Genomic DNA, 23,720 nt, shown 5'->3' with positions numbered 1-23,720 from the left:
GGCGCGGCCCCAGGGAAAACCTACGCCACTCGGGGCGGGACGCGGGGCCGGGCCCCGGGGACGGGGCCGGTCCGTAAGGTGGGGGGATGCTTGTCGAACCACGTTCAGGGCGGCTGGCCGCCTGGGGGAACGCACTGCTGGCCGGTCTCGTCTCGCCCGACGAGGCCGCGCTGTCGATCGTGGGCGGGGACGCGGTGCACCGGGTGGCCGGTCTGCCGAATGAATCAGGTCAGGTGGGCCTGACGGTGGCCCTGGGGCGGCTGCGCGCGCTGGGGGTTTCCGGGCTGCGGGTGGCGCTGCCCGCGCCGGGGCACCCGCTGGGGCTGAGCGGGCCGCCGGAGTTCAACGCGCGGGCCCTGGAGGCGGAGGAGGCCGTGGTGTGCGTCTCGGCTCCACTGGGGCTGGTGCCGCGGGTGGAGGCGGTGGGGCCGGAGGGTGACGCGCACGTCACGGTGGTCTGGCACTGCCTGCCGGTACGGGAGGCCCCGCCGGCGGACGTGCCGTCGCTGGGCGAGGCGGAGCGGGAGCTGGCGGAGGCGCTGCGCGAGGCGACGGTGGTGCTGACGCGGCTGGACGTGGCGGCGTCGGGCGTGGCGGGGCGGGCGGCGCACTCGGCGTACCGGGCGCGGGCCGAGGCGGGCCGGGAGGTCCTGGCGCCGGGGTACCCGCCGCGGGCGGTGCGGGTGCTGGAGCTGGCGCAGCGGGTCGGGCTGCTGGTGGGGCTGGCGTACGAGCGGGGGCACGGGGGCGCGGTGTCGGCCGCGGAGATGGAGGCGAGGGCGTTGGCGCTGCGGCCGGTGGAGCGGGTGGCCCGGCGGGCGCAGGTGGCGGCGTACAACGCGGCGGTGGAGGAACGCGAGCGGGGCCGGGGCTAGCCCGGCGGTTCCTGGCGGGGTGGTGCTCAAGCGCCGCACGGGCTGGACGCCGGCGCGGCTCCGTCCCGGTGCCCCGGGGCCAGCGCCCCGGCCCGCCGGGACCCCGCCATGTACCCGGGGCTGCCGCCGGGCCCGCTCAGACGCCGCTCGGGCTCGGAACGCCGCCCGGGGGAAATCCAGCCGCGCCGGCGATTGAGGCGCGGGGTGCGGGGCGGAGCCCCGCGTGCCCCGGCGAAGCCCGGCCGCACGGTCAGGCCGCTCGGGCTGGAGGGGCGCGGCCCGGTGCCGGCGGGGACCTCAGTCCGTGGCGTTACCCGTGCGTACGGCCCAGAGCGCGGCCTGGGTGCGGTCGGCCACGTCCAGCTTCATCAGGATGTTGGAGACGTGGGTCTTGACGGTCTTCTCGGAGAGCACCAGGGCGCGGGCGATCTCCCGGTTGGAGCGGCCGTCGGCGATCAGGGCGAGCACCTCGCGCTCCCGCTCGGTGAGGGTGGAACCACGGGTGGGGGCGGGCGGCTGCTCGTCCTGGGCGAGGAGGGCGGCGGCGATGCCGGGGTGCAGCAGGACGTGACCGGCGTGCACCGAGCGGATGGCGGCGGCCAGGGCGTCGGGGTCGATGTCCTTGTGGACGTAGCCGGCCGCGCCCGCCCGCAGCGCCGGGATGACCGTCCGCTGTTCCGTGAAGCTGGTGACGACCAGTACCCGGGCGGGGCTGTCCAGCTCTCGGAGCCGCTTGAGGGCCTCGATGCCGTCGGTCCCGGGCATCTTGATGTCCATCAGGATCACGTCGGGGAGGAGTTCCACTGCCAGGGCCGCTCCCCCGGCGCCGTCCGCGGCCTCGCCGACGACCTCTATGTCCTCCTGGACCTCCAGGAAGGTCCGCAGGCCGCGGCGCACGACCTGGTGGTCGTCCACCAGCAGGACCCGGATCCGCTTGTCAGGCACCGGGGACCTCCATGTCGATCGTGGTTCCGGCGCCGGGGGCCGACCGGACGGTGAGGGTGCCGCCGGCGCCGGCCGCGCGGTCCCGCATGGAGACGAGGCCCAGGTGGCGGCCGGCCCGGCGGACCGCGCCGGGGTCGAACCCGCTGCCGTCGTCGGCGACCCGGAGGGAGACGCGGCCGCCGTCGCGGCGGAGGCTCACGTCGACGTGGGCGGCGCCGGAGTGGCGCAGGGCGTTGTGGAGGGCTTCCTGGGCGACCCGGAGGAGGGCCTCCTCCTGGCCGCTGGGCAGGGCCCGCACCCCGTCGCTGGCGAAGGTGACCCGGGCGGCGTGGGCGCGGTCCAGTACGCGGACCTGGTTGCGGAGGGTGGCGACCAGGCCGTCCTCGTCGAGGGCGGCGGGGCGGAGCTCGACCACCGCCGCGCGCAGCTCGTCGGCGGCCTCGGCGGCGAGCTCGGCGACCTCCTCGAGTTCGCGCCTGGCGCGGGCCGGGTCGCGGTCGACGAGTGCGGCGGCGGCCTGGGCGGTGAGGCGGAGGGAGAACAGCTTCTGGGAGACGGCGTCGTGCAGCTCGTGGGCCAGCCTGGAGCGTTCCTCGGCGATGGTGAGTTCACGGCTGCGTTCGTAGAGCCGGGCGTTGGTGAGGGCCATGGCCGCGTGCTGGGCGAGGATGCGGAGCACCGTCTCGTCTTCCTCGGTGAATCCGCAGCCGGCCGCGCCGGGGCGGGGGCAGCGTTTGTTGGCGAGGAAGAGGGCGCCGAGGATCTCGTCGCCGTCGCGGATCGGCAGGCCGAGGAAGTCGGACATCTCGGGGTGGGCGGCGGGCCAGCCCTCGAAGCGGGGGTCCTGGCGTACGTCGGCGAGCCGCTCGACGCCGGGCGAGTGGAGCATCGAGGCGAGGACGCCGTGCTGGCGGGGCAGCGGGCCGATGCGGCGCCACTGCTCGTCGGTGACGCCGTCCACGACGAACTGGGCGAAGCCGCCGTGGTCGTCGGGGACGCCGAGGGCCGCGTACTCGGCGTCGAGGAGCTCGCGGGCCGAGACGACGATCGTCTTGAGGACGTCGCGGACCTCCAGGTGCCGGCTCATGGCCAGGAGTGCGGTGCTGACCGCGGCCAGGCCGGTGCGTTCCGGTCCGTTGTGCATGGCCTCACCGTAACCGAGGCGTTGACCTGCCGTATCGGGCCGGAGGCGTAGGCCCATGGGCGGGTGCGGGGTCGGGCGGGCGGCCGAGGTGCGCGGGGTGTTCGGTTCCTACGTTGGGGGGTCGGACCACAGGTCGTGGGACGGGAAGGGGAGCGGTCGTGTCGGTGGCGGTGGTGACGGGGGCGTCCCGGGGGCTGGGCCTGGCGCTGGCGGTGGAGCTGGCCGGCCGGGGCTTCGATCTGGTGCTGGGCGCGCGGGGGGCCGGGGAGCTGGAGCGGGCGGCGGCCCGGGTGGAGCGGCTGGGTGTGCGGGCGGTGCCTGTGTCCGGGGACGTGGCCTCGGCGGAGCACCGTTCGGCGCTGGTGGAGGCGGCACGGGAGCTGGGCGGGCTGGACCTGCTGGTGAACAACGCGGGGGTGCTGGGGGCGGAGCCGCTGGTGCCGTTGGCGGAGCAGCCGTTGGCGGGGTTCAGGGCGGCGCTGGAGGTGAACCTGGTGGGGCCGCTGGGGCTGTACCAGGCGGCTGCGCCGCTGCTGCGGGGGTCGCCGGCGGGGGCGGTGCTCAACGTGAGTTCGGCCGCGGCGGTGGTGCCGTACGCGACGTGGGGGGCGTACGGGGCGACGAAGGCGGGGCTGGACCTGCTGTCGGGGGTGCTGGCGGTGGAGGAGCCGGGGTTGCGGGTGTGGTGGGTGGACCCGGGGTCGATGCGGACGCGCATGATGGCGGCGGCGGAGCCGGGCGAGGACCTGTCGGGGCTTCCGGCGCCCGAGGAGGTGGCCGCGGTGCTGGGGCGGCTGGTGGCGGAGCGGCCGCCGAGCGGGCGGTACACGGCGGCGGGCCTGGTGGGGCCGGCGGCGGGGGACGTGCCGCCGGTGGGCGGCTCCGGTGCCGCGGTGCGGGCGGGGCGGTGAACGGCCGGACCGTACAGAGCACCACCTCTCCCCATATAAGGGACATACCTCCCGGACTTTCGGCCCGGACACCGGCGGAACAGCGCGGCCGTACGCCGCGGGTAGCAGGTGGCGGTGGGCCGCCTCTGCCTCTGGAACGAGTTCGGCGGCGTCCGCCTCCGCCTTCCGGCCGAGGGGCCTCACTGATTGCATTGCGGGGGCAACAGAAGGTGAAGCCGTTACGTGACCGATGTGAGCCCGCGCATAGGACGCACATCACTTACGAAGGCGCCTAGTGGAGGTGTAAAGGTGCCGTGAATGCCGTAGGGGCCGGGTCAGGCGCCGGAATCAAGGGCCGTTCGGGGGTCCCTGATCCACTATCCGGCTTCGTACGTCACACCTTTGCCACAGGATTTTGCCGCCGCTAAGAATGGCTGCCGTCGCACGGCGCTGCGAGGTCGGAAGATCTACGCAGCGCTTTCCTGCGGCCCCCGCTATTCGAAGAGGTTGCTCTGCATGTCTGCGTCCAGCTCTGCCGGTCATAGCCGTCTGACCAAGGCCCACAAGATGTCGATCGCCGGTGTCGCGACCCTCGGTACCGCCGCCCTCGCCTTCTCCCTGGTGCCGGCCGGCGCCGCCGAGTCCGCCGAGACCGTCACCGCCGCCCCCGTCGCCTGGACGCAGGTCGTGGCCTCCACGCAGCACAAGACCGTCGACAGCGTCGTCGCCCAGCAGGCCTTCGCCGACAAGCAGGCCAAGGCCGCCAAGGCCAAGGCGGACGCCGAGGCCAAGGCCAAGGCCGAGGCCGCCGCGAAGAAGGCCCGCGAGCAGAAGGCGGCCGCGAGCCGCGCCGCCGCCCGCAAGCCGGTCTTCGCCAACAACCTCGACGGCTGGATCAAGGAAGCCCTCTTCATCATGAAGAAGGAAGGCATCCCCGGCACCTACCAGGGCATCCACAAGAACATCATGCGGGAGTCCTCCGGCAACCCGCGCGCGATCAACAACTGGGACATCAACGCCCAGAACGGCGTCCCGAGCAAGGGCCTGCTCCAGGTCATCTACCCGACCTTCAAGGCGTACCACGTCAAGGGCACCAAGTTCGACCAGTACGACCCGGTCGCCAACATCGTCGCCGCCTGCAACTACGCGGCCGACCGCTACGGCTCGATGGACAACGTCAACAGCGCCTACTGAGCCGCGCCACTGCCTCCGGCAGCCTCTTCACCCCCATGCGCCGCGGGGCGGCACCCGGTTCCGGGTGCCGCCCCGCGGCGTTCGGCGCTCCTGGAGTCCCGGGGGACTACTTGCGCATGACCTCGGGCTCGTGGCGGCGCAGCAGGCGCGCCACCGCGAAGCCGCAGGCGATGCCCAGCAGCAGCAGGACGGTGATGTCCAGCGTCCACTGCCCGACGGTGGCCTCCCACAGCGGGTCCACGTTGTCGGGGTTCTTGTGGTCCCACGGCGGCATGAGGCGGCCGAGGTCCAGGGTGGTGCCGGCGGCCGCGACGGCCCAGCGGGACGGCATCAGCCAGGCGAACTGCTCCAGGCCGGGGCTGTCGTAGACCTGGAACAGGATGCCGGTGAACACGACCTGGACGATCGCGAACATGACGAGCAGCGGCATGGTCTTCTCGGCGGTCTTGACCAGCGAGGAGATCACCAGGCCGAACATCATCGAGGTGAAGCCGAGGGCGATGACCGAGAGGCAGAGCTCGACGGCCGGGTTCATGAACAGGCCGTCTTCGGGCAGCTCGCGGGCGGCGAAGCCGATCCCGCAGATGATCACGCCCTGGACTGCGGTGATGAAGCCGAGGACGATCACCTTCGACATCAGGTACGCCGAGCGGGACAGGCCGGTGGCCCGTTCGCGCTCGTAGATGACCCGTTCCTTGATCAGCTCGCGGACCGAGTTGGCGGCGCCGGAGAAGCACATGCCGACCGCGAGGATCAGCATGATCGTGCCCGCGTCGCCGTTGAAGCGGGACGGCGGCGTCGGCGGGGCCAGGCCGAAGTCGGCCGGGATCACCGTGGAGACCACGCCGAGGACGGCCGGCAGGATCAGCATCAGGCCCAGGAAGCCCTTGTCGGACGCGATCACCGCGACGTAGCGCCGGATCAGGGTCAGCAGCTGGTCGCCCCAGCCCTGCGCCTTCTTCGGGTTGAGCTGCTGCGGCGAGGGCATGGTGACCGACTGCGGGGCCTGCGCGTCCAGGTCGGCGGCGTACAGCTGGTAGTGCTGCGAGCCCTTCCAGCGGCCGGCCCAGTCGTAGTCGCGGTAGTTCTCGAACGCCGAGAACACGTCGGCCCAGGTCTGGTAGCCGAAGAAGTTGAGCGCCTCCTCCGGCGGGCCGAAGTAGGCGACCGAGCCGCCCGGGGCCATGACCAGCAGCTTGTCGCAGAGCGACAGCTCGGCCACGGAGTGGGTGACGACCAGGACGGTGCGGCCGTCGTCGGCGAGGCCGCGGAGCAGCTGCATGACGTCGCGGTCCATGCCCGGGTCCAGGCCCGAGGTCGGCTCGTCGAGGAAGATCAGCGACGGCTTGGTGAGCAGCTCCAGGGCCACGGACACGCGCTTGCGCTGGCCGCCGGAGAGCGCGGTGATCTTCTTGTCCTTGTGGATGTCGAGCTTGAGCTCGCGCAGGACCTCGTCGATGCGGGCGGCGCGCTCGGATTCGGCGGTGTCGCCGGGGAAGCGCAGCTTGGCCGCGTACTTCAGGGCCGTGGAGACCTTCAGCTCCTTGTGCAGGATGTCGTCCTGCGGGACCAGGCCGATGCGCTGGCGGAGCTCCGCGAACTGCTTGTACAGGTTGCGGTTGTCGTAGAGGACGTCGCCCTGGTCGGCGGGCCGGTAACCGGTCAGCGCCTTGAGCAGGGTCGACTTGCCGGAGCCGGACGGGCCGATGACGCCGATCAGCGACTTCTCCGGGACGCCGAAGGTGACGTCCTTGAGGATCTGCTTGCCGCCGTCGACGGTGACGGTCAGGTGGCGGGCCGAGAAGGAGACCTCGCCGGTGTCGACGAACTCCTCCAGCCGGTCGCCGACGATGCGGAAGGTGGAGTGGCCGACGCCGACGATGTCGTTGGGGCCGAGCATCGCGGAGCCGGACTTGGGCAGCGCCTGGCCGTTGACATAGGTGCCGTTGTGGCTGCCGAGGTCGTGGATCTCGAAGCGGCCGCCGGTGGCCCGGAACTCGGCGTGGTGCCGGGACACTTGGAGGTCGGATACGACCAGCTCGTTGTCCAGGGCACGACCGATGCGCATGACGCGGCCGACCGCGATCTGGTGGAAGGTGGTCGGGCTGCGGTCGCCGTACCCCTGCCCGCCGCCGGCAGGACCCTGGACGGGCTGCTGCGGGGCGCCCTGCTGGTGCGGGAACTGCTGCTGCGGGGCGTGCTGCTGATGGGCCTGCTGCTGGTACTGCGGCTGCTGCGGGACCTGCTGGTGCTGCTGCTGCGGCTGCTGGTGCTGCGGCTGGGCATAGCCCTGCGGCTGCGGCTGCTGGTGCTGTGGTGCGGCGTGCCAGCCGGCCGCGGCCGGGTGCGCGGCCTGCTGGGGCGCGGCGGCAGCGGCGGCCGGTGCGGCCGCGGTGAAGTCGAGCCGCGGCCCGTCGTTGGCGTTGCCGAGGTGCACCGGGGTGCCCGGCGTCAGTTCGGTCTGCTGGACCCGGGCGCCCCGCACGTACGTGCCGTTGGTGCTCCCGTGGTCCTCGATGGCCCAACCCCGGCCGTTCCAGGTGATGGTGGCGTGCCGCCACGAGACGCGGGCGTCGTCGATCACCACGTCCCCCTGGGGGTCGCGGCCCAGCGAGTACGACCTGGACGGATCGAGGGTCCAGGTCCTTCCGTTCAATTCCAGTACGAGTTCCGGCACTCCAGCCCCACTTGTTGTCCCCCGAGAATCCCCCTGCAGTCAGGGAGTCTAGGGATGGCGAACATCCGGGGGAACTATTCCAGGCTCGCGGCCACAAGTGGAATCCGGGCCTTGTCGAAGAGGGCCGGAACGGGAGGTAGCGGGCGACTCGCCCGCGGGTGCGTGCCGCCGCGGGGGTGACCGGCGGGTGCCCGGTGGGTGGGACGGGGGGACGTTCGTGCGGGGCGGGGGGATACGGTGAGAGCACCATGAGCGCTTCGCAGACCTCCGACGTCCCCACCCTCCTCGTCAAGATCTTCGGCAAGGACCGTCCCGGGATCACCGCCGGGCTGTTCGACACCCTCGCCGCCTACTCCGTCGACGTGGTCGACATCGAGCAGGTGGTCACCCGCGGCCGCATCGTGCTGTGCGCCCTGATCACCCAGCCCACCGCCGGCACCGAGGGCGAGCTCCGGGCCACCGTGCACAGCTGGGCCGAGTCCCTGAAGCTCCAGGCCGAGATCCTGTCCGGTACCGGCGACAACCGGCCGCGCGGCAGTGGCCGGTCCCATGTGACGGTGCTGGGCCACCCGCTCACCGCCGAGTCCACGGCGGCCATCGCCGCCCGGATCACCGACGTCGGCGGCAACATCGACCGTATCTTCCGGCTCGCGAAGTATCCGGTGACCGCCGTGGAGTTCGCCGTCTCCGGCACCGAGACCGAGCCGCTGCGGACCGCCCTGGCCACCGAGGCCGCGCAGATCGGCGTGGACGTGGCCGTGGTCTCGGCCGGCCTGCACCGGCGGGCGCAGCGGCTGGTGGTCATGGACGTGGACTCCACGCTGATCCAGGACGAGGTCATCGAGCTGTTCGCGGCGCACGCCGGCTGCGAGGAGCAGGTGGCTGAGGTCACGGCCCGGGCGATGCGCGGGGAGCTGGATTTCGAGCAGTCCCTGCACGCCCGGGTGGCGCTGCTGGAGGGGCTGGACGTCTCGGTGGTGGACAAGGTGCGGGCCGAGGTCCGGCTGACTCCGGGCGCGCGGACGCTCATCCGGACCCTGAAGCGGCTCGGCTACCAGGTGGGTGTGGTGTCCGGCGGGTTCACGCAGGTCACGGACGACCTTCAGGAGCGGCTGGGGCTGGACTTCGCCTCGGCGAACACCCTGGAGATCGTGGACGGCAAGCTCACCGGGCGGGTGACCGGCGAGATCGTGGACCGCGCGGGGAAGGCGCGGCTGCTGCGCCGGTTCGCCTCGGAGGCCGGTGTGCCGCTGGCCCAGACGGTGGCCATCGGTGACGGAGCGAACGACCTGGACATGCTGAACGCGGCCGGGCTCGGGGTGGCGTTCAACGCGAAGCCGGTGGTCCGGGAGGCCGCGCACACCGCGGTGAACGTGCCGTTCCTGGACGCGGTGCTGTACCTGCTCGGGATCACCCGCGAAGAGGTCGAGGCCGCCGACCTGGCGTAGCGGAGGCCGGCGTACGCGGGGGCGGGCCCCGGCGGTCCTGGTGACCGCCGGGGCCCGCCCGCGTACGGCGGGTCAGCGGTCCTTGGGCGTCCAGAAGTCGACCAGGGTGCCGACGCCGTGCTCCACGGACTTCCAGGAGCCGGTGAAGGTGAGCACTGCCAGGGCGGAGGTCGGGAAGCCGGTGCGCGACATCCGGGCCAGGGTGTCGCCCTCGCTACGGCCGGCGAGGGCGTCGGCGAGGGCGTGCATGCCGGGGTTGTGGCCGATGACCAGGAGGTCGGCGACTTCGTCGGGGACTTCGTTGAGGAGGGCGATCAGCTCGCCGAGGGAGGCCTCGTAGAGCCGCTCCTCGTACGCGGTGCGGGGGCGGTGCTCCAGCTTCGGGGCGGCGAGCTTCCAGGTCTCGCGGGTGCGGACCGCGGTGGAACAGAGGGCCAGGTCGAAGCGGATGCCGGTCTCTGCCAGCTTCAGTCCGACGGCCGGGGCGTCCTGGCGGCCGCGTTCGGCCAGCGGCCGGTCGTGGTCGGCCACGTCCGGCCAGTCGGCCTTGGCGTGCCGGAGGAGGACGATCCTGCGGGGTGTATCGGCGCTCATGCACCCCAGCTTCGCACGAAACGAGCCATGTGGCGCAGGGTGTTGGGGGGCCTCACCCCTGGGGGTGCCGAGTGGTGCGGTGCGCGGCCGGTGGGGGCCGGAGGGCGCCGTACGGGGGTCGCCGCCGTCAGCCGGCGAGGGCGTGCAGGGCGGTCTCGACGAGCTGGGTGAGGGCGGTGCCGTGGGGGGCGGCCCCGGCCCCGCCGGTCCCGCCGAGCAGCGCGAAGAGCAGACCGAAGGCGAGGGTGGGCAGGGCCAGGGCCCACCAGGGCAGGGTGGCCTGTACGGGGCCGCGCGGACGGGCCCCCGTCCGGTTCCGGATCGGTGCCGTCATCGCCGCCCCCTGTCGCTCCGCCTGGTCGGAGCGCGTCCGTGCGCTGCTCCACCGGCGAATCTACGGAGGGGCGGGCCCGGTTCCCATCGGGGAGGCACCCGACTCGACCCTGACCCGGGCCCCCTAGGGGAGGTGGGGTTGTCCCCACCCCCGGTGCGGGGGACGGCCGTCCCGGCCCGGGGCGGGGTGCGGTCAGGGGGAGACGGCGGTGGCGATGACGGCGATGAGGACGGTCACGCCGAGCATCGCGCCGAGCACGATGCCGAGCATCTTGTGACCGTTCTTGGGGTTCGGTTCGAGGACGGGCATGCGGTCAGTCTCCCATGCCGCATTCGTCCTCGACGGTGCGGTCCCGGCCGGCCAGGACGCCGAGGGCGATCTGGGGCACGAGCAGGGCCGCCATCAGGACCAGCGGCAGGTCCCAGCCGCCGCTGTGCTGGTAGAGGGTGCCGATGAGCAGTGGGCCGGGGATGGAGATGAGGTAGCCGGTGGACTGGGCGAAGGCGGAGAGCCTGACCACCCCGGCCGGGGACTTGGCGCGCAGTCCGATCATCGTGATGGCGAGCGGGAAGGCGCAGTTGGAGATGCCGAGCAGCAGGGCCCAGGCCCAGGCTCCGGCGGCGGGGGCGAAGTACAGGCCGAGGTAGCCGACGAGGCCGAACAGGCCGAGGCCGGCGGCGATGGGGCTCTGGTGCTTCATCCGGCCGGCGAGGCCGGGGATGACGAAGGCGAGCGGGACGCCCATGGCCATGGTGACGGCGAGCAGTACGCCGGCGGTGCCGGCGGAGACCCCGGCGTCGCGGAAGATCTGCGGGAGCCAGCCCATGGTGGTGTAGGCGCCGGTGGCCTGGAGGCCGAAGTAGCAGGCCAGGGCCCAGGCGGTACGGCTGCGTGCGACCCGGGGGCCGCCGGCGGCGCTGCCGGCCGCCCCGGTGGCCGGGGCGTTCCCGGCGCGGTCGCGGCGGTCGGCGCGGATCACGGGCAGCCACGGCAGTACGGCGACCAGCGCGAGGGCGGCCCAGACCAGCAGGCCCGTGCGCCAGTCGCCGTCGAACAGGCCCTCGGTCATGGGGACGGTGGCGGCGGCGGCCAGGGAGGTGCCGACGGCCAGGGCCATCGAGTAGAGGCCGGTCATGGTGCCGACCCGGTCCGGGAACCAGCGCTTGACGATCACCGGGAGCAGCACGTTGGTGAGGGCGATGCCGGCGAGGGTGAGGGCGCTGAAGGCGAGGAAGGAGGCCGCGTCGTCCATGAAGGGGCGGACCAGCAGGCCGGCCGCGACGAGACCCATGCCGGCGCAGACCACGGCGGCCGGGCCGAAGCGGCGGGAGAGCCGGGGGGCGGTGATGCCGAAGACAGCGAAGCAGAGGGCCGGGACGGAGGTGATCAGGCCGGCGACGGGGCCGCTCATGTGGAGGCCGGTGCGGGCCTCCTCGAAGAGGGCGCCGAGGCTGGTGATGGCGGGCCGCAGGTTGAGGGCGGCGAGCACGATTCCGACGACGAGGACGGTGCCGAGCCAGCGGGGCCGGGTGGGCTCGGCGGCTCTGGCGGGGGTGCGGGCGGGGGTGGTGCCGGTGCGGTCGGCGGGGGTGGCCCGCCGGTCGAGGGTCCGGATGTCTTCGTCGTGCATCGGTCCATCATAGAATCATGGGATGATTGGTTGTCCAGTCGTGACCGACGAGAGGGTCCCATGCCACTGACCTCGCCCCGGCGCTCCGCCCTGGTCGACCAGGTGATCGCCCAGCTGCGCAACCAGATCACCTCGGGCGAATGGCCGGTGGGCAGCCGCATCCCCACCGAGCCCGAGCTCGTGGAACTGCTCGGCGTGGCCCGCAACACGGTGCGCGAGGCCGTGCGGGCGCTGGCCCACAACGGCCTGCTGGACATCCGGCAGGGCTCCGGTACGTACGTGCTCGCCACCAGCGAGCTGGCCGGGGTGATGCACCGCCGGTTCGCGGGCGCGGACCCGCGGCACGTCGCCGAGCTGCGGTCCACCCTGGAGTCCTCGGCGGCCAGGCTGGCGGCCGAGCGGCGCACCGGGCGCGACCTGGCGCAGCTGGACGCGCTGCTCGCGCGGCGCGAGGAGGCGTGGGCGTCGGGGGACGCGGAGCGGTTCGTCGCCGCGGACGTGGCCCTGCACATGGCGGTGGTGGCCGCCTCGCACAACGAGGTGCTGGTCGGGCTCTACGCCGACCTCGGCGACCTGGTGCGGGACTGGCTGCGCGGGGACGTGGGCACCGAGCTGACCCCGGAGTCGCACATGGACCACGGGCGGCTGATCGAGGCGATCCGGCGCGGCGACGGCGACACGGCGGCCTCGGAGGCGGCCGGCTACCCCTTCGCCTGCCTGGGGCGCGAAGGGGCTTGAGCGGGCGGTCGGGCTCAGCCGCGCCCGTGCCCGACCCAGGCCGAGCGGACCTCCTTCCAGCAGCGGGCGGCCAGCTCGACCCGGCCCGCGGGGTGCAGGGCCACCGGGGCGCGGTCCCCGTCCACGTCCCACCAGCGGTCGCACTCGACGTGCAGGCTGACCCGGTCGGTCTCGGGGTACGGGTTGTGGCAGTACGCGGTGACGTAGGAGCCCTGGATGTCGATGTCGCAGTCGGCGCCGAAGAGCTCGCCGGCCGGGGACCGGCGCGGCTGGGCGGGCGGCTCGGCCGGGAGGTCGGCGAGCCCGGCCCCGGCTCCCGCACCCGTGCCGTCGGGGACGCCGGCGGCGGCCGGGGGGTCGCCGGCCCGGCCGGTACGGGAGGCCTGCGCCGCCGCCCCCGGGATCAGGAGGCCGGTCAGGACGGCTGAGGTGACCAGCAGCGACACCGCTCGGTTCGGCCTCGCACGCACTCCCGCACCTCCTCCCCGCAGCGCGCCGGGAAGATCCCGACCCGGCCAGTTTGCAGGCATCCGACCGGTTTCACGAGTCGGAAGTCCGGTCGGCCCAGCCGTGGCGTGCGAACGCGGAGGCCGCGCCCCCCTGCGGGGAGCGCGGCCTCCGCGGTGCTCGCGGGTCGTGGCGGAGCTCAGGCGCCGATCGCGTGCAGGCCGCCGTCCACGTGGACGATCTCGCCGGTGGTCTTCGGGAACCAGTCGGAGAGCAGCGCCACGATGGCGCGGCCCGCCGGCTCCGGGTCGGACAGGTCCCACTCCAGCGGGGAGCGGCTGTCCCAGACGCTCGCCAGCTCGCCGAAGCCCGGGATGGACTTGGCGGCCATCGAACCGAGCGGACCGGCCGAGACCAGGTTGCAACGGATGTTCTGCTTGCCCAGGTCACGGGCCATGTAACGGCTGGTGGCCTCCAGCGCCGCCTTGGCCGGGCCCATCCAGTCGTACTGCGGCCAGGCGAACTTCGCGTCGAAGGTGAGGCCGACGACGGAGCCGCCCTCGCTCATCAGCGGCAGCAGCGCCATCGTCAGGGACTTCAGCGAGAAGGCCGAGACGTGCATGGCCGTCGCGACCGACTCGAACGGCGTGTTGAGGAAGTTGCCGCCGAGCGCGTCCTGGGGGGCGAAGCCGATGGAGTGGACGACGCCGTCGAGGCGGTCGCCCAGCTGCTCGCGGACCTGGCCCTCCAGGCGGGCGAGGTGCTCGTCGTTGGAGACGTCGAGCTCCAGGACCTTGACGTTCTCGGGCCGGGGGAGCTTCTTGGCGATGCGCTCGGTCAGCGTCGGCCGCGGCCAGGCGGTGAGGATGATCTCCGCGCCCTGCTCCTGGGCCAGCTTCGCGGCGTGGAAGGCGATGGAGGACTCCATGAGCACGCCCGTGATGAGAATGCGCTTGCCGTCGAGAATTCCGCTCATGGTGATCAGTGACCCATGCCCAATCCGCCGTCAACGGGAATGACGGCTCCGGTGATGTAAGACGCGTCGTCCGACGCGAGGAAGCGCACCGCGGCGGCGATCTCCTCCGGCTGCGCGTAACGGCCCAGCGGGACCTGCGACACGATGCCGGCGCGCTGCTCGTCGGTGAGGACCTTCGTCATGTCGGTGTCCACGAAACCGGGGGCGACCACGTTGAAGGTGATGTTGCGGGAGCCCAGCTCGCGGGAGAGGGAGCGGGCGAAGCCGACCAGGGCGGCCTTGGAGGCGGCGTAGTTCGCCTGGCCCGCCGAGCCGAGCAGCCCGACGACCGAGGAGATCAGGACGACGCGGCCCTTCTTGGCGCGGAGCATGCCGCGGTTGGCGCGCTTGACCACGCGGAAGGTGCCGGTGAGGTTGGTGTCCAGGACCGAGGTGAAGTCCTCCTCGGACATGCGCATCAGCAGCGTGTCCTTGGTGATCCCGGCGTTCGCGACGAGCACCTCGACGGCGCCGTGCTTCTCCTCGATCTCCTTGTAGGCCTGCTCCACCTGCTCGGAGTCGGTGATGTCGCAGCGGACCGCCAGTACGCCCAGCCCGGTGAGTTCGGCCGGGGGCTCGCCCGAGCGGTACGTGATCGCGACCTTGTCGCCGGCGTCGACGAAGGCGCGGGCGATGGCGAGGCCGATGCCCCGGTTTCCTCCGGTGACGAGAACCGAGCGGCTCAACGGATCACCCTTTCGCTAGCGGTCTGGATACCGAAAACCTAGCGGGCGGACGCTCCGGACAAAGAATCGGGCTCCGACAGGGCCTCAGGACGGGCTCTGTCGGATCCCTACAGAAAGAGTTAGGCACATCCGCCCCAACCGCGACATGATCGTGGCGACCGGCCCCGACCAGGGAGGAATTCCGTGCCCCATTCCATCGACGCGGCCTTCACCGCGCTGCCCCTGCGGGCGCTCGCCGACGCGGCACTCGCCCGGGCCCGCGCGCTGGGCGCCGACCATGCCGACTTCCGGCTGGAGCGCATCCGCAGCGCCTCCTGGCGGCTGCGGGACGCCAAGCCCTCCGGCGGGTCCGACACCACCGACCTCGGCTACGCGGTCCGGGTCGTGCACGGGGGCAGCTGGGGCTTCGCCTCGGGCGTGGACCTGACGATGGACGGCGCCGCCCGGGTCGCCTCCCAGGCCGTGGCCATGGCGCAGCTGTCCGCCAAGGTGATCAAGGCGGCGGGGTCCGACGAGCGCGTGGAGCTGGCGGACGAGCCGGTGCACGCGGACCGCACCTGGGTCTCCGCGTACGACGTCGACCCCTTCGGCGTTCCGGACGCCGACAAGGCGGCGCTGCTGGCCGAGTGGAGCAACCGGCTGCTGCGCGCCGAGGGCGTGGCCCATGTGGACGCCTCGCTGCTGGCCGTACACGAGAACAAGTTCTACGCGGACACGGCGGGCACGGTGACCACCCAGCAGCGCGTGCGGATCCACCCGCAGCTCACCGCGGTGTCGGTGGACGAGCGGACCGGCGAGTTCGACTCGATGCGCACGATCGCCCCGCCGGCCGGGCGCGGCTGGGAGTACCTGACCGGCACGGGCTGGGACTGGGACGGGGAGCTGGAGCGGATCCCGGAGCTGCTCGCCGAGAAGATGCGGGCGCCGAGCGTGGAGGCGGGCCGGTACGACCTGGTCGTGGACCCGTCGAACCTCTGGCTCACCATCCACGAGTCGATCGGCCACGCCACCGAGCTGGACCGGGCGCTGGGCTACGAGGCGGCGTACGCGGGGACCTCGTTCGCCACGTTCGACCAGCTGGGCACGCTGAAGTACGGCTCGCCGGTCATGAACGTGACGGGCGACCGGACGGCCGAGCACGGTCTGGCGACCATCGGCTACGACGACGAGGGCGTCGAGGCGCAGAGCTGGGACCTGGTCCGGGGCGGCACCCTGGTCGGCTACCAGACCGACCGGCGGATCGCCAGGCTGACCGGCCTGGGGCGGTCCAACGGCTGCGCGTTCGCCGACTCCCCCGGGCACGTGCCGGTCCAGCGGATGGCGAACGTCTCACTCCAGCCGGATCCGGGCGGGCTGTCCACCGAGGACCTGATCGGCGGGGTGGAGCGCGGGATCTACGTGGTCGGCGACCGCTCCTGGTCGATCGACATGCAGCGGTACAACTTCCAGTTCACCGGTCAGCGCTTCTTCCGGATCGAGAACGGCCGGCTGGCCGGCCAGCTCCGCGACGTCGCCTACCAGGCCACGACCACCGACTTCTGGGGGTCGATGGAGGCCGTGGGCGGGCCGCAGACGTACGTGCTGGGCGGCGCGTTCAACTGCGGCAAGGCCCAGCCGGGCCAGGTCGCGGCCGTGTCGCACGGCTGCCCGTCCGCGCTGTTCCGCGGCGTGAACATCCTCAACACGACCCAGGAGGCCGGTCGATGACCCCTCGCGGACACCACCACCCTCGCCGGGGGTCCGGGGGTTGCCCCCCGGGTGAGCACAGTCTCAACACGACCCAGGAGGCCGGTCGATGACCCCTCGCGGACACCACCACCCTCGCCGGGGGTCCGGGGGTTGCCCCCCGGGTGAGCACAGTCTCAACACGACTCAGGAGGCCGGTCGCTGATGCCGACTACGCGTACGAAGCCGCACGAGATCGTCGAGCGGGCGCTGGAGCTGTCCACCGCCGACGGCTGCGTCGTGATCGCCGACGAGCAGTCGACCGCCAACCTGCGGTGGGCCGGGAACGCGCTGACCACCAACGGGGTGACCCGGGGCCGGACGCTGACCGTGATCGCCATGGTGGACGGCCGGGAGGGCACGGCCTCCGGGGTGGTGTCCCGGTCCGCGGTCACCGCGGAGGACCTGGAGCCGCTGGTACGGGCCGCCGAGGCGGCCGCCCGGGCAGCCGGGCCCGCCGAGGACGCCCGTCCGCTGATCGGCGGGGTGCCGGAGTCGGCCGGGTTCCGCGAGGCCCCGGCCGAGACCTCCTCGGCAGTGTTCACGCGGTTCGCCCCCGCCCTCGGCGAGGCCTTCGCCCGGGCCCGGGAGGGCGGCCGGGAGCTGTACGGCTTCGCCAACCACGAGATGGTCTCCACCTACGTCGGCAGCTCCACCGGGCTGCGGCTGCGGCACGACCAGCCCAACGGCACCCTCGAGCTCAACGCCAAGGCGCCCGCGGCGGACGGCCGGCTGCGCTCCGCCTGGGCGGGCCGTTCGACGCGGGACTTCACCGACGTGGACCCGACCGTGCTGGACGCCGAGCTGGCGGTCCGGCTGGGCTGGGCCGAGCGGCGCGTCGAGCTGTCTGCCGGCCGGTACGAGACCCTGCTGCCGCCGTCGGCCGTGGCGGACCTGCTGATCTACCAGATGTGGTCGGCGTCGGCCCGTGACGCGGCGGAGGGCCGGACGGTCTTCTCCAAGCCGGGCGGCGGCACCCGGGTCGGGGAGAAGCTGTCCGGGCTCCCGCTGACCCTCCGCAGCGACCCCGCGGAACCCGGGCTGGAGTCCGCGCCGTACGTGATCGCGCACAGCTCCGGCGACGACGTGTCGGTGTTCGACAACGGGCTGGCGGTGCCGCCCACGGAGTGGGTGCGCGAGGGGCAGCTGAACCGGCTGCTCACCACCCGGCACACCGCGGACATGACCGGGCTGCCGCAGGCCCCGGGCTTCGGGAACCTGATCCTGGACGCCGGCGGGGAGAAGTCGCTGGACGAGATGGTCGCCGCGACCGGGCGGGGCCTGCTGCTGACCTGCCTCTGGTACATCCGGGAGGTCGACCCGGCCACCCTGCTGCTGACCGGCCTGACCCGTGACGGGGTGTACCTGGTGGAGGACGGCGAGGTCGTCGGGGAGGTGAACAACTTCCGCTTCAACGAGTCCCCGGTGGACCTGCTGTCCCGGGCCTGTGAGGCCGGCCGGACCGAGAAGACCCTGCCGAGGGAGTGGAGCGACTGGTTCACCAGGGCCGCCATGCCGGCCCTGCGTATCCCCGATTTCAACATGAGTTCGGTGAGCCAGGGCGTCTGACCACCTAGAATGTGGTCCGAACCCCTCATCCGTACCCCTACTCACTCCATCCTCCAAGGAGAGTCACGACCGTGACGGACATCGTCGACGAACTCAAGTGGCGCGGGCTGTTCTCGCAGTCCACCGACGAAGAGGCCCTGCGCAAGGCGTTCGCGGACGGTCCGGTCACGTTCTATTGCGGCTTCGACCCGACCGCGGCCTCGCTGCACGTGGGGCACCTGGTGCAGGTGCTCACCATGCGCCGGCTCCAGCTGGCCGGTAACCGGCCGCTGGCGCTGGTCGGCGGGGCCACCGGTCAGATCGGCGACCCGCGGCCGACCGCCGAGCGCACCCTGAACGACCCGGAGACGGTCGCGAACTGGGTGACCCGGCTGCGGGCGCAGATCGAGCCGTTCCTCTCCTTCGAGGGCGAGAACGCGGCCACCCTGGTCAACAACCTGGACTGGACGGGCGGCATGTCCGCCATCGAGTTCCTTCGCGACATCGGCAAGCACTTCCGCGTCAACAAGATGCTGACGAAGGACTCGGTGGCCCGCCGGCTGGAGTCCGACCAGGGGATCAGCTACACGGAGTTCAGCTACCAGCTGCTCCAGGGCATGGACTTCCTGGAGCTGTACCGGCGGCACGGCTGCACCCTCCAGCAGGGCGGGTCCGACCAGTGGGGCAACCTGGTGGCCGGCCTCGACCTCATCCACAAGGTGGAGCCGCACGCGAACGTGCACGCGATGGCGACCCCGCTGATGGTGAAGGCGGACGGCACGAAGTTCGGCAAGACCGAGAGCGGCGCCGTCTGGCTCGACCCCGAGATGACCACGCCGTACGCGTTCTACCAGTTCTGGCTGAACGTGGACGACCGGGACATCTCGACGTACATGCGGATCCTGTCCTTCAAGTCCATGGCGGAGCTGGAGGAGCTGGAGGCGCAGACCGCCGAGCGGCCGCAGGCGCGCGCCGCGCAGCGGGCGCTCGCGGAGGAGCTGACCACGCTGGTGCACGGCGCCGAGCAGTGCGCCGCCGTGATCGCCGCGTCGAAGGCGCTGTTCGGCCAGGGCGAGCTGGCGGAGCTGGACGAGGCCACGCTGGCCGCCGCCCTGTCCGAGCTGCCGCACGCCAAGGTCGACGCCCTGGTTCCGGTGGTGGACCTGTTCGCCGAGACCGGGCTGGTGGCCAGCAAGTCGGCCGGGCGCCGCACGGTGAAGGAGGGCGGCGCCTACGTGAACAACGCGAAGATCACCGCCGAGGACGCCGTTCCGGCCCGTGAGGACCTGCTCCACGGGCGCTGGCTGGTGCTGCGCCGCGGCAAGAAGAACCTGGCCGCGGTGGAGGTCGTCGGCGCGTAACCGTCGCCTTCGCGCGCGAGGGGCCGGTGCGGACGGTGCGTCCGTACCGGCCCCTTCGTCGTGGTGCGGCCGGGGCGGCTCAGGCCGTCCGGCGGCGCCCCCGGAGCGACATGTAGATCATGTCGCCGACCCCCACGATCAGGACCGCCCCTGCGAGCTGGAGCAGGTGCCGGATCCAGTCGATGCCCGCGGTCTCCCGGACGCCGATCCAGCCGGCGACGGCGTTGCCGAGGATCGCGCCGACGATGCCGAAGAGGGTGGTCAGCCACAGGGGCTGGTGCTGTTTGCCCGGCAGGATGGCCCGGGCTATGAGCCCCAGCACGAACCCGACGATGATCGCCCACAACCAACTCATGTCGCCTCCTTAGGCGCAGTGTGCGCACGTGGGCCCAGTTTCGATCCCGGGGACGAACGCCGCATGTCGGGCGGGCCCGTCCGGGGGTACCCGCTCTCCCCAGCAGGCGGGGCCAGGCGTACGGTGGTGGTGTGAAGAAGCGGAACGGAGCCGAGGTCTTCAGGATCACCGGGGCCCGGATGGGGCTCGCGGAAGACGTGCGGGGGCGGCAGCGCCGTTATGTGATCTCGATGTCCATCAGGACCCTGTCGGTCATCCTGACGGTGATCCTGTGGAACGTGGAACGGCACGTGGCCGTGGTGACGCTCATCGCGGGCGCCCTGCTGCCCTACGTGGCCGTGGTCATCGCCAACGCGGGCCGGGAGAGCACCCCCTCGCTGCCGTCGAACTTCATCGCCCCTCCCGCACGCCCCGCACTGGGTCCGGGAAACCTCAATAAAAGCTCAGATCAATCATGAAGTTCCGGTGCACCGCACCGGGTCCCCCGTGACATACTGCCTACGCGCTCCGCATCCCCCGTCGGAGCGACGGACCGACGCCGGGCAGCTCCCCCCGTGGCTGCTCGGCGTCGTCATTCCGTCTTCTAGGGTGGGGGCGTGAACCTCTTCGCCGCTCCCGCCGATGAACCCGCCACCCCCGTCTGCTCCGCCAAGGGCTGCCGCGCCGCGGCCGAGTGGGTGCTGGCCTGGAACAACCCGAAGCTGCACACGCCGGAGCGCCGCAAGACCTGGCTGGCGTGCGGGGAGCACCGCGAGCACCTGTCCCGGTTCCTGGACGTGCGCGGGTTCCTCAAGGACGTCGTACCGCTCGCCGACTGGCAGGAGGCTGAGGAGCGGCAGGCGGACGCGTAGCCGCGTACGGCCGGCCCGCCGCCCGGAACGGGCGGCGGGGGCGGGGCCTCAGCCGCCGATCGCGGACATCGGGCGGTCGGGCTGGAGGAAGGACGGGTCGTCGAGCCCGGAGCCGGCCTTCTTGCCCCACATCGCCACCTTCCACAGGCGGGCGATCTCCTCGTCCGGGGCGCCCGAGCGCAGGGCCGCGCGCAGGTCGGACTCCTCGGTGGCGAACAGGCAGGTGCGGACCTGGCCGTCGGCGGTGAGCCGGGTGCGGTCGCAGGCGCGGCAGAACGGGCGGGTGACCGAGGCGATCACGCCGACGGTGGCCGGGCCGCCGTCGACCAGCCAGCGCTCGGCCGGGGCGGCACCGCGGGCCTCCTGGCCCTCGGGGGTCAGCTCGAACCGGGTGCGCAGCGACTCGAGGATGTCACCGGCCGTGATCATCCCGTCGCGCTTCCAGCCGTGCTGGGCGTCGAGGGGCATCTGCTCGATGAAGCGGAGCTCGTACTGCTGGGCCACGGCCCAGGCCAGCAGGTCGGGGGCCTCGTCGTCGTTCAGGCCGGGCATGAGGACGGCGTTGACCTTGACCGGGGTGAGCCCGGCCTCCTGGGCGGCGGCCATGCCCTCGATGACGTCCTTGTGCCGGTCACGGCGGGTGAGGGCCTTGAAGACCTCGGGGCGCAGGGTGTCCAGGGAGACGTTGACCCGGTCCAGGCCGGCGGCCTTGAGGGCCCCCGCGGTGCGCTTGAGGCCGATGCCGTTGGTGGTGAGGGACATCTGGGGGCGGGGCTCCAGGGCCGCGCACCGCTCGACGATGCCCACCAGGCCGGGGCGGAGCAGCGGCTCGCCGCCGGTGAAGCGGACCTCGGTGACCCCGAGGTCGGTGACGGCTATCCGGATGAGGCGGACGATCTCGTCGTCGGTGAGGAGGTCGGGCTTGGCCAGCCACTGCAGGCCCTCCTCGGGCATGCAGTACGTGCAGCGCAGGTTGCACCGGTCGGTGAGCGAGACGCGCAGGTCAGTGGCCACGCGGCCGTAGGTGTCGAGAAGCACTGTGGGCCCCCTCCCCTGTCCGGTTCTGGTGACGGCGGATCCGGTGGTGTGTCCGGTGTCATCCCTTGTCATCGAGCCTACGGGACCCCCGTGGCTTGTTGACGTCGCCAAAGGAACGATACGTCAGGTGGCCACCTCGTACGGACGTACGAGGTGGCCACGCTGCGTGTTCACAGGGTCTCAGTGGGCCCCGGTCCCGGTCAGCGACCGGACCTCCAGTTCCGCGTACTTCTGCGGGTCGGCCTTCTCCTTGGACAGGACGGTGCCGAGCCAGCCGAGCAGGAAGCCGAGGGGGATGGAGATGATCCCGGGGTTCTCCAGCGGGAACCAGTGGAAGTCCACTCCCTTGAACATGGAGGACTTCGGGTTGCCGGACACGACGGGTGAGAACAGCACGAGGACCACCGCCGAGATCAGGCCACCGTAGATCGACCACAGGGCGCCCCGGGTGGTGAAGCGCTTCCAGAAGAGGCTGTAGAGGATCGTCGGGAGGTTGGCGGAGGCGGCGACCGCGAAGGCCAGGGCCACCAGGCCGGCCACGTTGAGGTCGCGGGCCAGTGCGCCGAGGCCGATGGCGACGGCGCCGATGACCACGGTGGACAGGCGGGCGGCCCGGACCTCCTCCTGCTCGGTGGCCCGGCCCTTGCGGATCACGTTGACGTAGATGTCGTGGGCGAAGGACGAGGACGAGGCGAGGGTGAGGCCGGCGACCACGGCGAGGATGGTGGCGAAGGCCACCGCGGAGATCACCGCGAGCAGGATCGCGCCGCCGGTGGAGTCGGCGCCGCCGCCGAGCTCCTGTGCGAGCAGCGGGGCCGCGGTGTTGCCCGCCGGGTTGGAGGCGATGATGTCGCTCCGCTCCAGCAGGGCGGCGGCGCCGAAGCCGAGCGCGATGGTCATCAGGTAGAAGCCGCCGATGATGCCGATGGCCCAGTTCACGGACTTGCGGGCGGCCTTGGCGGTGGGGACGGTGTAGAAGCGGATCAGGATGTGCGGCAGACCGGCGGTGCCCAGGACCAGGGCGAGGCCGAGGGAGATGAAGTCGAGCTTGGAGGTCCCGGTGGCGCCGTACTTCAGGCCGGGCTCCAGGAAGGCGGCGCCCTTGCCGCTCTCCTCGGCGGCCTTGCCGAGCAGCGCGGAGACGTTGAAGTCGAACTTCCACATCACCAGGAAGGTCAGCAGGAGGGCGCCGGCGATCAGCAGGACGGCCTTGACCATCTGGACCCAGGTGGTGCCCTTCATGCCGCCGACGGAGACGTAGACGATCATGAGGACGCCGACGAGGGCGACGATCGCGACCTTTCCGCCGTCGCTGGTGATGCCGAGCAGCAGGGAGACCAGGACGCCCGCGCCGGCCATCTGGGCGAGCAGGTAGAAGATCGACACCACGATGGTGGAGGTGCCCGCGGCGGTGCGGACCGGGCGCTGGCGCATCCGGTAGGCGAGGACGTCGCCCATGGTGTAGCGGCCGGAGTTGCGCAGCGGCTCGGCCACCAGCAGCAGGGCGACCAGCCAGGCGACGAGGAAGCCGATGGAGTAGAGGAAGCCGTCGTAGCCGAAGAGGGCGATGGCGCCGGCGATGCCGAGGAAGGACGCGGCGGACATGTAGTCGCCGGAGATGGCCAGGCCGTTCTGGAAGCCGGTGAACTGGCGGCCGCCGGCGTAGAAGTCCGCGGCGCCCTTGGTCTGCCGGCCGGCCCAGACGGTGATGACGAGCGTGGCGACGACGAACAGGCCGAACAGGGTGATGATGAGCGGGCGGTGCTCGCTCGCTCCTCCGGCCGCCAGGTGGTGCGTGAGCGTCATTCTCCGGCCTCCATGCGGGACTTGATGGCCTCGGCCTTGGGGTCGAGGCGTTCGGCGGCGTGGCGGGAGTACCACCAGGCGATCAGGAACGTGGTGGCGAACTGGCCGAGGCCGAGCACGAAGGCGACGTTGACGTTGCCGAAGAGCCTGGTCCCCATGAAGCCGCCGGCGTAGTTCGACAGCAGGACGTACAGCAGGTACCAGCTGATGAAGGCGATGGTGAGGGGGAAGGCGAAGGACCGGTAGGACCGGCGCAGTTCCCCGAACTCCTCGCTCTGCTGGACGGCGGTGAACTGTTCCGCCGTCGGCGTGGTCGCCGTACCGGCTTCCGGGCCGCTCGGCGGCGGCGCTGCTTCGGTGGTCACGGGGAGCTCTCCTTGCGACGCGGGTGCGGGGTGGGGGCTGCGGACACGGTGACT

Annotated in this window: 24 protein-coding genes; 10 read left to right on the top strand and 14 right to left on the bottom strand. The window is 72.4% G+C overall.

Annotation, left to right across the window (positions count from 1 at the left end; genetic code table 11):
• The first annotated feature begins 86 nt into the window (after positions 1 to 86).
• Entirely contained in the window at positions 87 to 875 is a 789-nt protein-coding gene (locus ACFY61_RS02460; protein ID WP_389465864.1) for a hypothetical protein, read from the top strand.
• Between the two features lie 297 nt (positions 876 to 1,172).
• On the opposite strand, the gene ACFY61_RS02455 is transcribed toward ACFY61_RS02460, so the two are convergent.
• Entirely contained in the window at positions 1,173 to 1,820 is a 648-nt protein-coding gene (locus ACFY61_RS02455; protein WP_389465861.1) for a response regulator, read from the bottom strand.
• Entirely contained in the window at positions 1,813 to 2,964 is a 1,152-nt protein-coding gene (locus ACFY61_RS02450; RefSeq protein ID WP_389465859.1) for a GAF domain-containing sensor histidine kinase, read from the bottom strand. The genes ACFY61_RS02455 and ACFY61_RS02450 overlap by 8 nt, the downstream gene beginning before the upstream one ends.
• Positions 2,965 to 3,122: 158 nt before the next feature.
• Between ACFY61_RS02450 and ACFY61_RS02445 the strand changes: the two genes are divergently transcribed.
• Entirely contained in the window at positions 3,123 to 3,875 is a 753-nt protein-coding gene (locus tag ACFY61_RS02445) for an SDR family NAD(P)-dependent oxidoreductase (protein WP_389465856.1), read from the top strand.
• A gap of 495 nt (positions 3,876 to 4,370) precedes the next feature.
• Positions 4,371 to 5,048: a transglycosylase SLT domain-containing protein gene (locus ACFY61_RS02440; RefSeq protein ID WP_389465853.1), complete on the top strand. Its 678-nt coding sequence runs from the start codon at positions 4,371 to 4,373 to the stop codon at positions 5,046 to 5,048.
• A 106-nt stretch (positions 5,049 to 5,154) separates the two neighbouring features.
• Here ACFY61_RS02440 and ACFY61_RS02435 read toward each other — a convergent pair whose 3' ends face one another.
• Positions 5,155 to 7,725 (bottom strand): FHA domain-containing protein, encoded by a 2,571-nt coding sequence (locus ACFY61_RS02435; protein ID WP_389465851.1) that lies wholly within the window; start codon positions 7,723 to 7,725, stop codon positions 5,155 to 5,157.
• Between the two features lie 248 nt (positions 7,726 to 7,973).
• Here ACFY61_RS02435 and serB point away from each other — a divergent pair, with 248 nt between their 5' ends.
• Positions 7,974 to 9,173: a phosphoserine phosphatase SerB gene (gene serB / locus ACFY61_RS02430; protein ID WP_389465849.1), complete on the top strand. Its 1,200-nt coding sequence runs from the start codon at positions 7,974 to 7,976 to the stop codon at positions 9,171 to 9,173.
• Positions 9,174 to 9,245: 72 nt separating this feature from the next.
• Here the strand turns inward: serB and ACFY61_RS02425 are convergent, their stop codons facing one another.
• The 4 genes from ACFY61_RS02425 to ACFY61_RS02410 form a co-directional block, all read right to left on the bottom strand.
• Entirely contained in the window at positions 9,246 to 9,767 is a 522-nt protein-coding gene (locus ACFY61_RS02425; RefSeq protein WP_389465846.1) for a SixA phosphatase family protein, read from the bottom strand.
• Positions 9,768 to 9,894: 127 nt separating this feature from the next.
• Positions 9,895 to 10,101: a hypothetical protein gene (locus ACFY61_RS02420; protein WP_389465843.1), complete on the bottom strand. Its 207-nt coding sequence runs from the start codon at positions 10,099 to 10,101 to the stop codon at positions 9,895 to 9,897.
• 192 nt (positions 10,102 to 10,293) lie between these two features.
• The gene (locus ACFY61_RS02415) at positions 10,294 to 10,410 is read right to left on the bottom strand and encodes an SGM_5486 family transporter-associated protein (protein WP_389465840.1); all 117 of its coding nucleotides are present in this window, start codon (positions 10,408 to 10,410) and stop codon (positions 10,294 to 10,296) included.
• A 4-nt stretch (positions 10,411 to 10,414) separates the two neighbouring features.
• The gene (locus ACFY61_RS02410; protein WP_389465838.1) at positions 10,415 to 11,731 is read right to left on the bottom strand and encodes a CynX/NimT family MFS transporter; all 1,317 of its coding nucleotides are present in this window, start codon (positions 11,729 to 11,731) and stop codon (positions 10,415 to 10,417) included.
• A 60-nt stretch (positions 11,732 to 11,791) separates the two neighbouring features.
• Here ACFY61_RS02410 and ACFY61_RS02405 point away from each other — a divergent pair, with 60 nt between their 5' ends.
• Positions 11,792 to 12,469, top strand: coding sequence for a FadR/GntR family transcriptional regulator (locus ACFY61_RS02405; RefSeq protein WP_389465836.1), 678 nt, complete (start codon positions 11,792 to 11,794; stop codon positions 12,467 to 12,469).
• 14 nt (positions 12,470 to 12,483) lie between these two features.
• Here the strand turns inward: ACFY61_RS02405 and ACFY61_RS02400 are convergent, their stop codons facing one another.
• From ACFY61_RS02400 to fabG, 3 genes are all read right to left on the bottom strand, one after another.
• Positions 12,484 to 12,939 carry a hypothetical protein gene (locus tag ACFY61_RS02400; protein WP_389465833.1) on the bottom strand — a complete coding sequence of 152 codons (456 nt, stop codon included), beginning with the start codon at positions 12,937 to 12,939 and terminating at the stop codon, positions 12,484 to 12,486.
• A gap of 176 nt (positions 12,940 to 13,115) precedes the next feature.
• A complete protein-coding gene (gene fabI / locus ACFY61_RS02395; RefSeq protein ID WP_389465832.1) occupies positions 13,116 to 13,892 on the bottom strand; it encodes an enoyl-ACP reductase FabI in 777 nt (258 codons plus the stop codon).
• Between the two features lie 5 nt (positions 13,893 to 13,897).
• Complete coding sequence (gene fabG, locus ACFY61_RS02390; protein ID WP_389465830.1) at positions 13,898 to 14,617, bottom strand: 3-oxoacyl-[acyl-carrier-protein] reductase; 720 nt, start codon at positions 14,615 to 14,617, stop codon at positions 13,898 to 13,900.
• A gap of 183 nt (positions 14,618 to 14,800) precedes the next feature.
• Between fabG and ACFY61_RS02385 the strand changes: the two genes are divergently transcribed.
• The 3 genes from ACFY61_RS02385 to tyrS all read left to right on the top strand — a co-directional run bounded on the left by ACFY61_RS02385 (position 14,801) and on the right by tyrS (position 19,251).
• On the top strand, positions 14,801 to 16,324 hold the full coding sequence (locus ACFY61_RS02385; RefSeq protein ID WP_389465829.1) for a TldD/PmbA family protein: 1,524 nt from the start codon (positions 14,801 to 14,803) through the stop codon (positions 16,322 to 16,324).
• A 183-nt stretch (positions 16,325 to 16,507) separates the two neighbouring features.
• Positions 16,508 to 17,911, top strand: a complete 1,404-nt coding sequence (locus ACFY61_RS02380; RefSeq protein WP_389465826.1) for a metallopeptidase TldD-related protein — start codon at positions 16,508 to 16,510, stop codon at positions 17,909 to 17,911.
• Between the two features lie 71 nt (positions 17,912 to 17,982).
• On the top strand, positions 17,983 to 19,251 hold the full coding sequence (gene tyrS, locus ACFY61_RS02375; protein WP_389465823.1) for a tyrosine--tRNA ligase: 1,269 nt from the start codon (positions 17,983 to 17,985) through the stop codon (positions 19,249 to 19,251).
• 79 nt (positions 19,252 to 19,330) lie between these two features.
• Here tyrS and ACFY61_RS02370 read toward each other — a convergent pair whose 3' ends face one another.
• Complete coding sequence (locus ACFY61_RS02370) at positions 19,331 to 19,606, bottom strand: GlsB/YeaQ/YmgE family stress response membrane protein (RefSeq protein WP_389465820.1); 276 nt, start codon at positions 19,604 to 19,606, stop codon at positions 19,331 to 19,333.
• 131 nt (positions 19,607 to 19,737) lie between these two features.
• Between ACFY61_RS02370 and ACFY61_RS02365 the strand changes: the two genes are divergently transcribed.
• Positions 19,738 to 20,064, top strand: a complete 327-nt coding sequence (locus ACFY61_RS02365; protein ID WP_389465817.1) for a DUF3099 domain-containing protein — start codon at positions 19,738 to 19,740, stop codon at positions 20,062 to 20,064.
• A 138-nt stretch (positions 20,065 to 20,202) separates the two neighbouring features.
• Positions 20,203 to 20,457 (top strand): hypothetical protein, encoded by a 255-nt coding sequence (locus ACFY61_RS02360; protein ID WP_389465815.1) that lies wholly within the window; start codon positions 20,203 to 20,205, stop codon positions 20,455 to 20,457.
• 48 nt (positions 20,458 to 20,505) lie between these two features.
• Here the strand turns inward: ACFY61_RS02360 and moaA are convergent, their stop codons facing one another.
• From moaA to ACFY61_RS02345, 3 genes are all read right to left on the bottom strand, one after another.
• Complete coding sequence (moaA, locus tag ACFY61_RS02355; RefSeq protein WP_389465813.1) at positions 20,506 to 21,495, bottom strand: GTP 3',8-cyclase MoaA; 990 nt, start codon at positions 21,493 to 21,495, stop codon at positions 20,506 to 20,508.
• A gap of 180 nt (positions 21,496 to 21,675) precedes the next feature.
• Positions 21,676 to 23,301 (bottom strand): cation acetate symporter, encoded by a 1,626-nt coding sequence (locus ACFY61_RS02350; protein WP_389465810.1) that lies wholly within the window; start codon positions 23,299 to 23,301, stop codon positions 21,676 to 21,678.
• Positions 23,298 to 23,666 carry a DUF485 domain-containing protein gene (locus ACFY61_RS02345; RefSeq protein WP_389465807.1) on the bottom strand — a complete coding sequence of 123 codons (369 nt, stop codon included), beginning with the start codon at positions 23,664 to 23,666 and terminating at the stop codon, positions 23,298 to 23,300. The genes ACFY61_RS02350 and ACFY61_RS02345 overlap by 4 nt, the downstream gene beginning before the upstream one ends.
• Positions 23,667 to 23,720: the final 54 nt, after the last annotated feature.

The organism is Streptomyces sp. NPDC012888, assembly GCF_042900645.1.
Taxonomy (GTDB): domain Bacteria; phylum Actinomycetota; class Actinomycetes; order Streptomycetales; family Streptomycetaceae; genus Streptomyces.
This window is presented reverse-complemented; position numbering and strand designations above follow the sequence as displayed.

Coding starts and splice junctions, on each gene's coding strand:
- ACFY61_RS02450 (WP_389465859.1), bottom strand. CDS start 2,964: ATGCACAACGGACCGGAACGCACCGGCCTGGCCGCGGTCAGCACCGCA.
- ACFY61_RS02380 (WP_389465826.1), top strand. CDS start 16,508: ATGCCGACTACGCGTACGAAGCCGCACGAGATCGTCGAGCGGGCGCTG.
- ACFY61_RS02370 (WP_389465820.1), bottom strand. CDS start 19,606: ATGAGTTGGTTGTGGGCGATCATCGTCGGGTTCGTGCTGGGGCTCATA.
- ACFY61_RS02460 (WP_389465864.1), top strand. CDS start 87: ATGCTTGTCGAACCACGTTCAGGGCGGCTGGCCGCCTGGGGGAACGCA.
- ACFY61_RS02425 (WP_389465846.1), bottom strand. CDS start 9,767: ATGAGCGCCGATACACCCCGCAGGATCGTCCTCCTCCGGCACGCCAAG.
- serB (WP_389465849.1), top strand. CDS start 7,974: ATGAGCGCTTCGCAGACCTCCGACGTCCCCACCCTCCTCGTCAAGATC.
- fabI (WP_389465832.1), bottom strand. CDS start 13,892: ATGAGCGGAATTCTCGACGGCAAGCGCATTCTCATCACGGGCGTGCTC.
- ACFY61_RS02440 (WP_389465853.1), top strand. CDS start 4,371: ATGTCTGCGTCCAGCTCTGCCGGTCATAGCCGTCTGACCAAGGCCCAC.
- ACFY61_RS02350 (WP_389465810.1), bottom strand. CDS start 23,301: ATGACGCTCACGCACCACCTGGCGGCCGGAGGAGCGAGCGAGCACCGC.
- ACFY61_RS02420 (WP_389465843.1), bottom strand. CDS start 10,101: ATGACGGCACCGATCCGGAACCGGACGGGGGCCCGTCCGCGCGGCCCC.
- ACFY61_RS02415 (WP_389465840.1), bottom strand. CDS start 10,410: ATGCCCGTCCTCGAACCGAACCCCAAGAACGGTCACAAGATGCTCGGC.
- ACFY61_RS02410 (WP_389465838.1), bottom strand. CDS start 11,731: ATGCACGACGAAGACATCCGGACCCTCGACCGGCGGGCCACCCCCGCC.
- ACFY61_RS02405 (WP_389465836.1), top strand. CDS start 11,792: ATGCCACTGACCTCGCCCCGGCGCTCCGCCCTGGTCGACCAGGTGATC.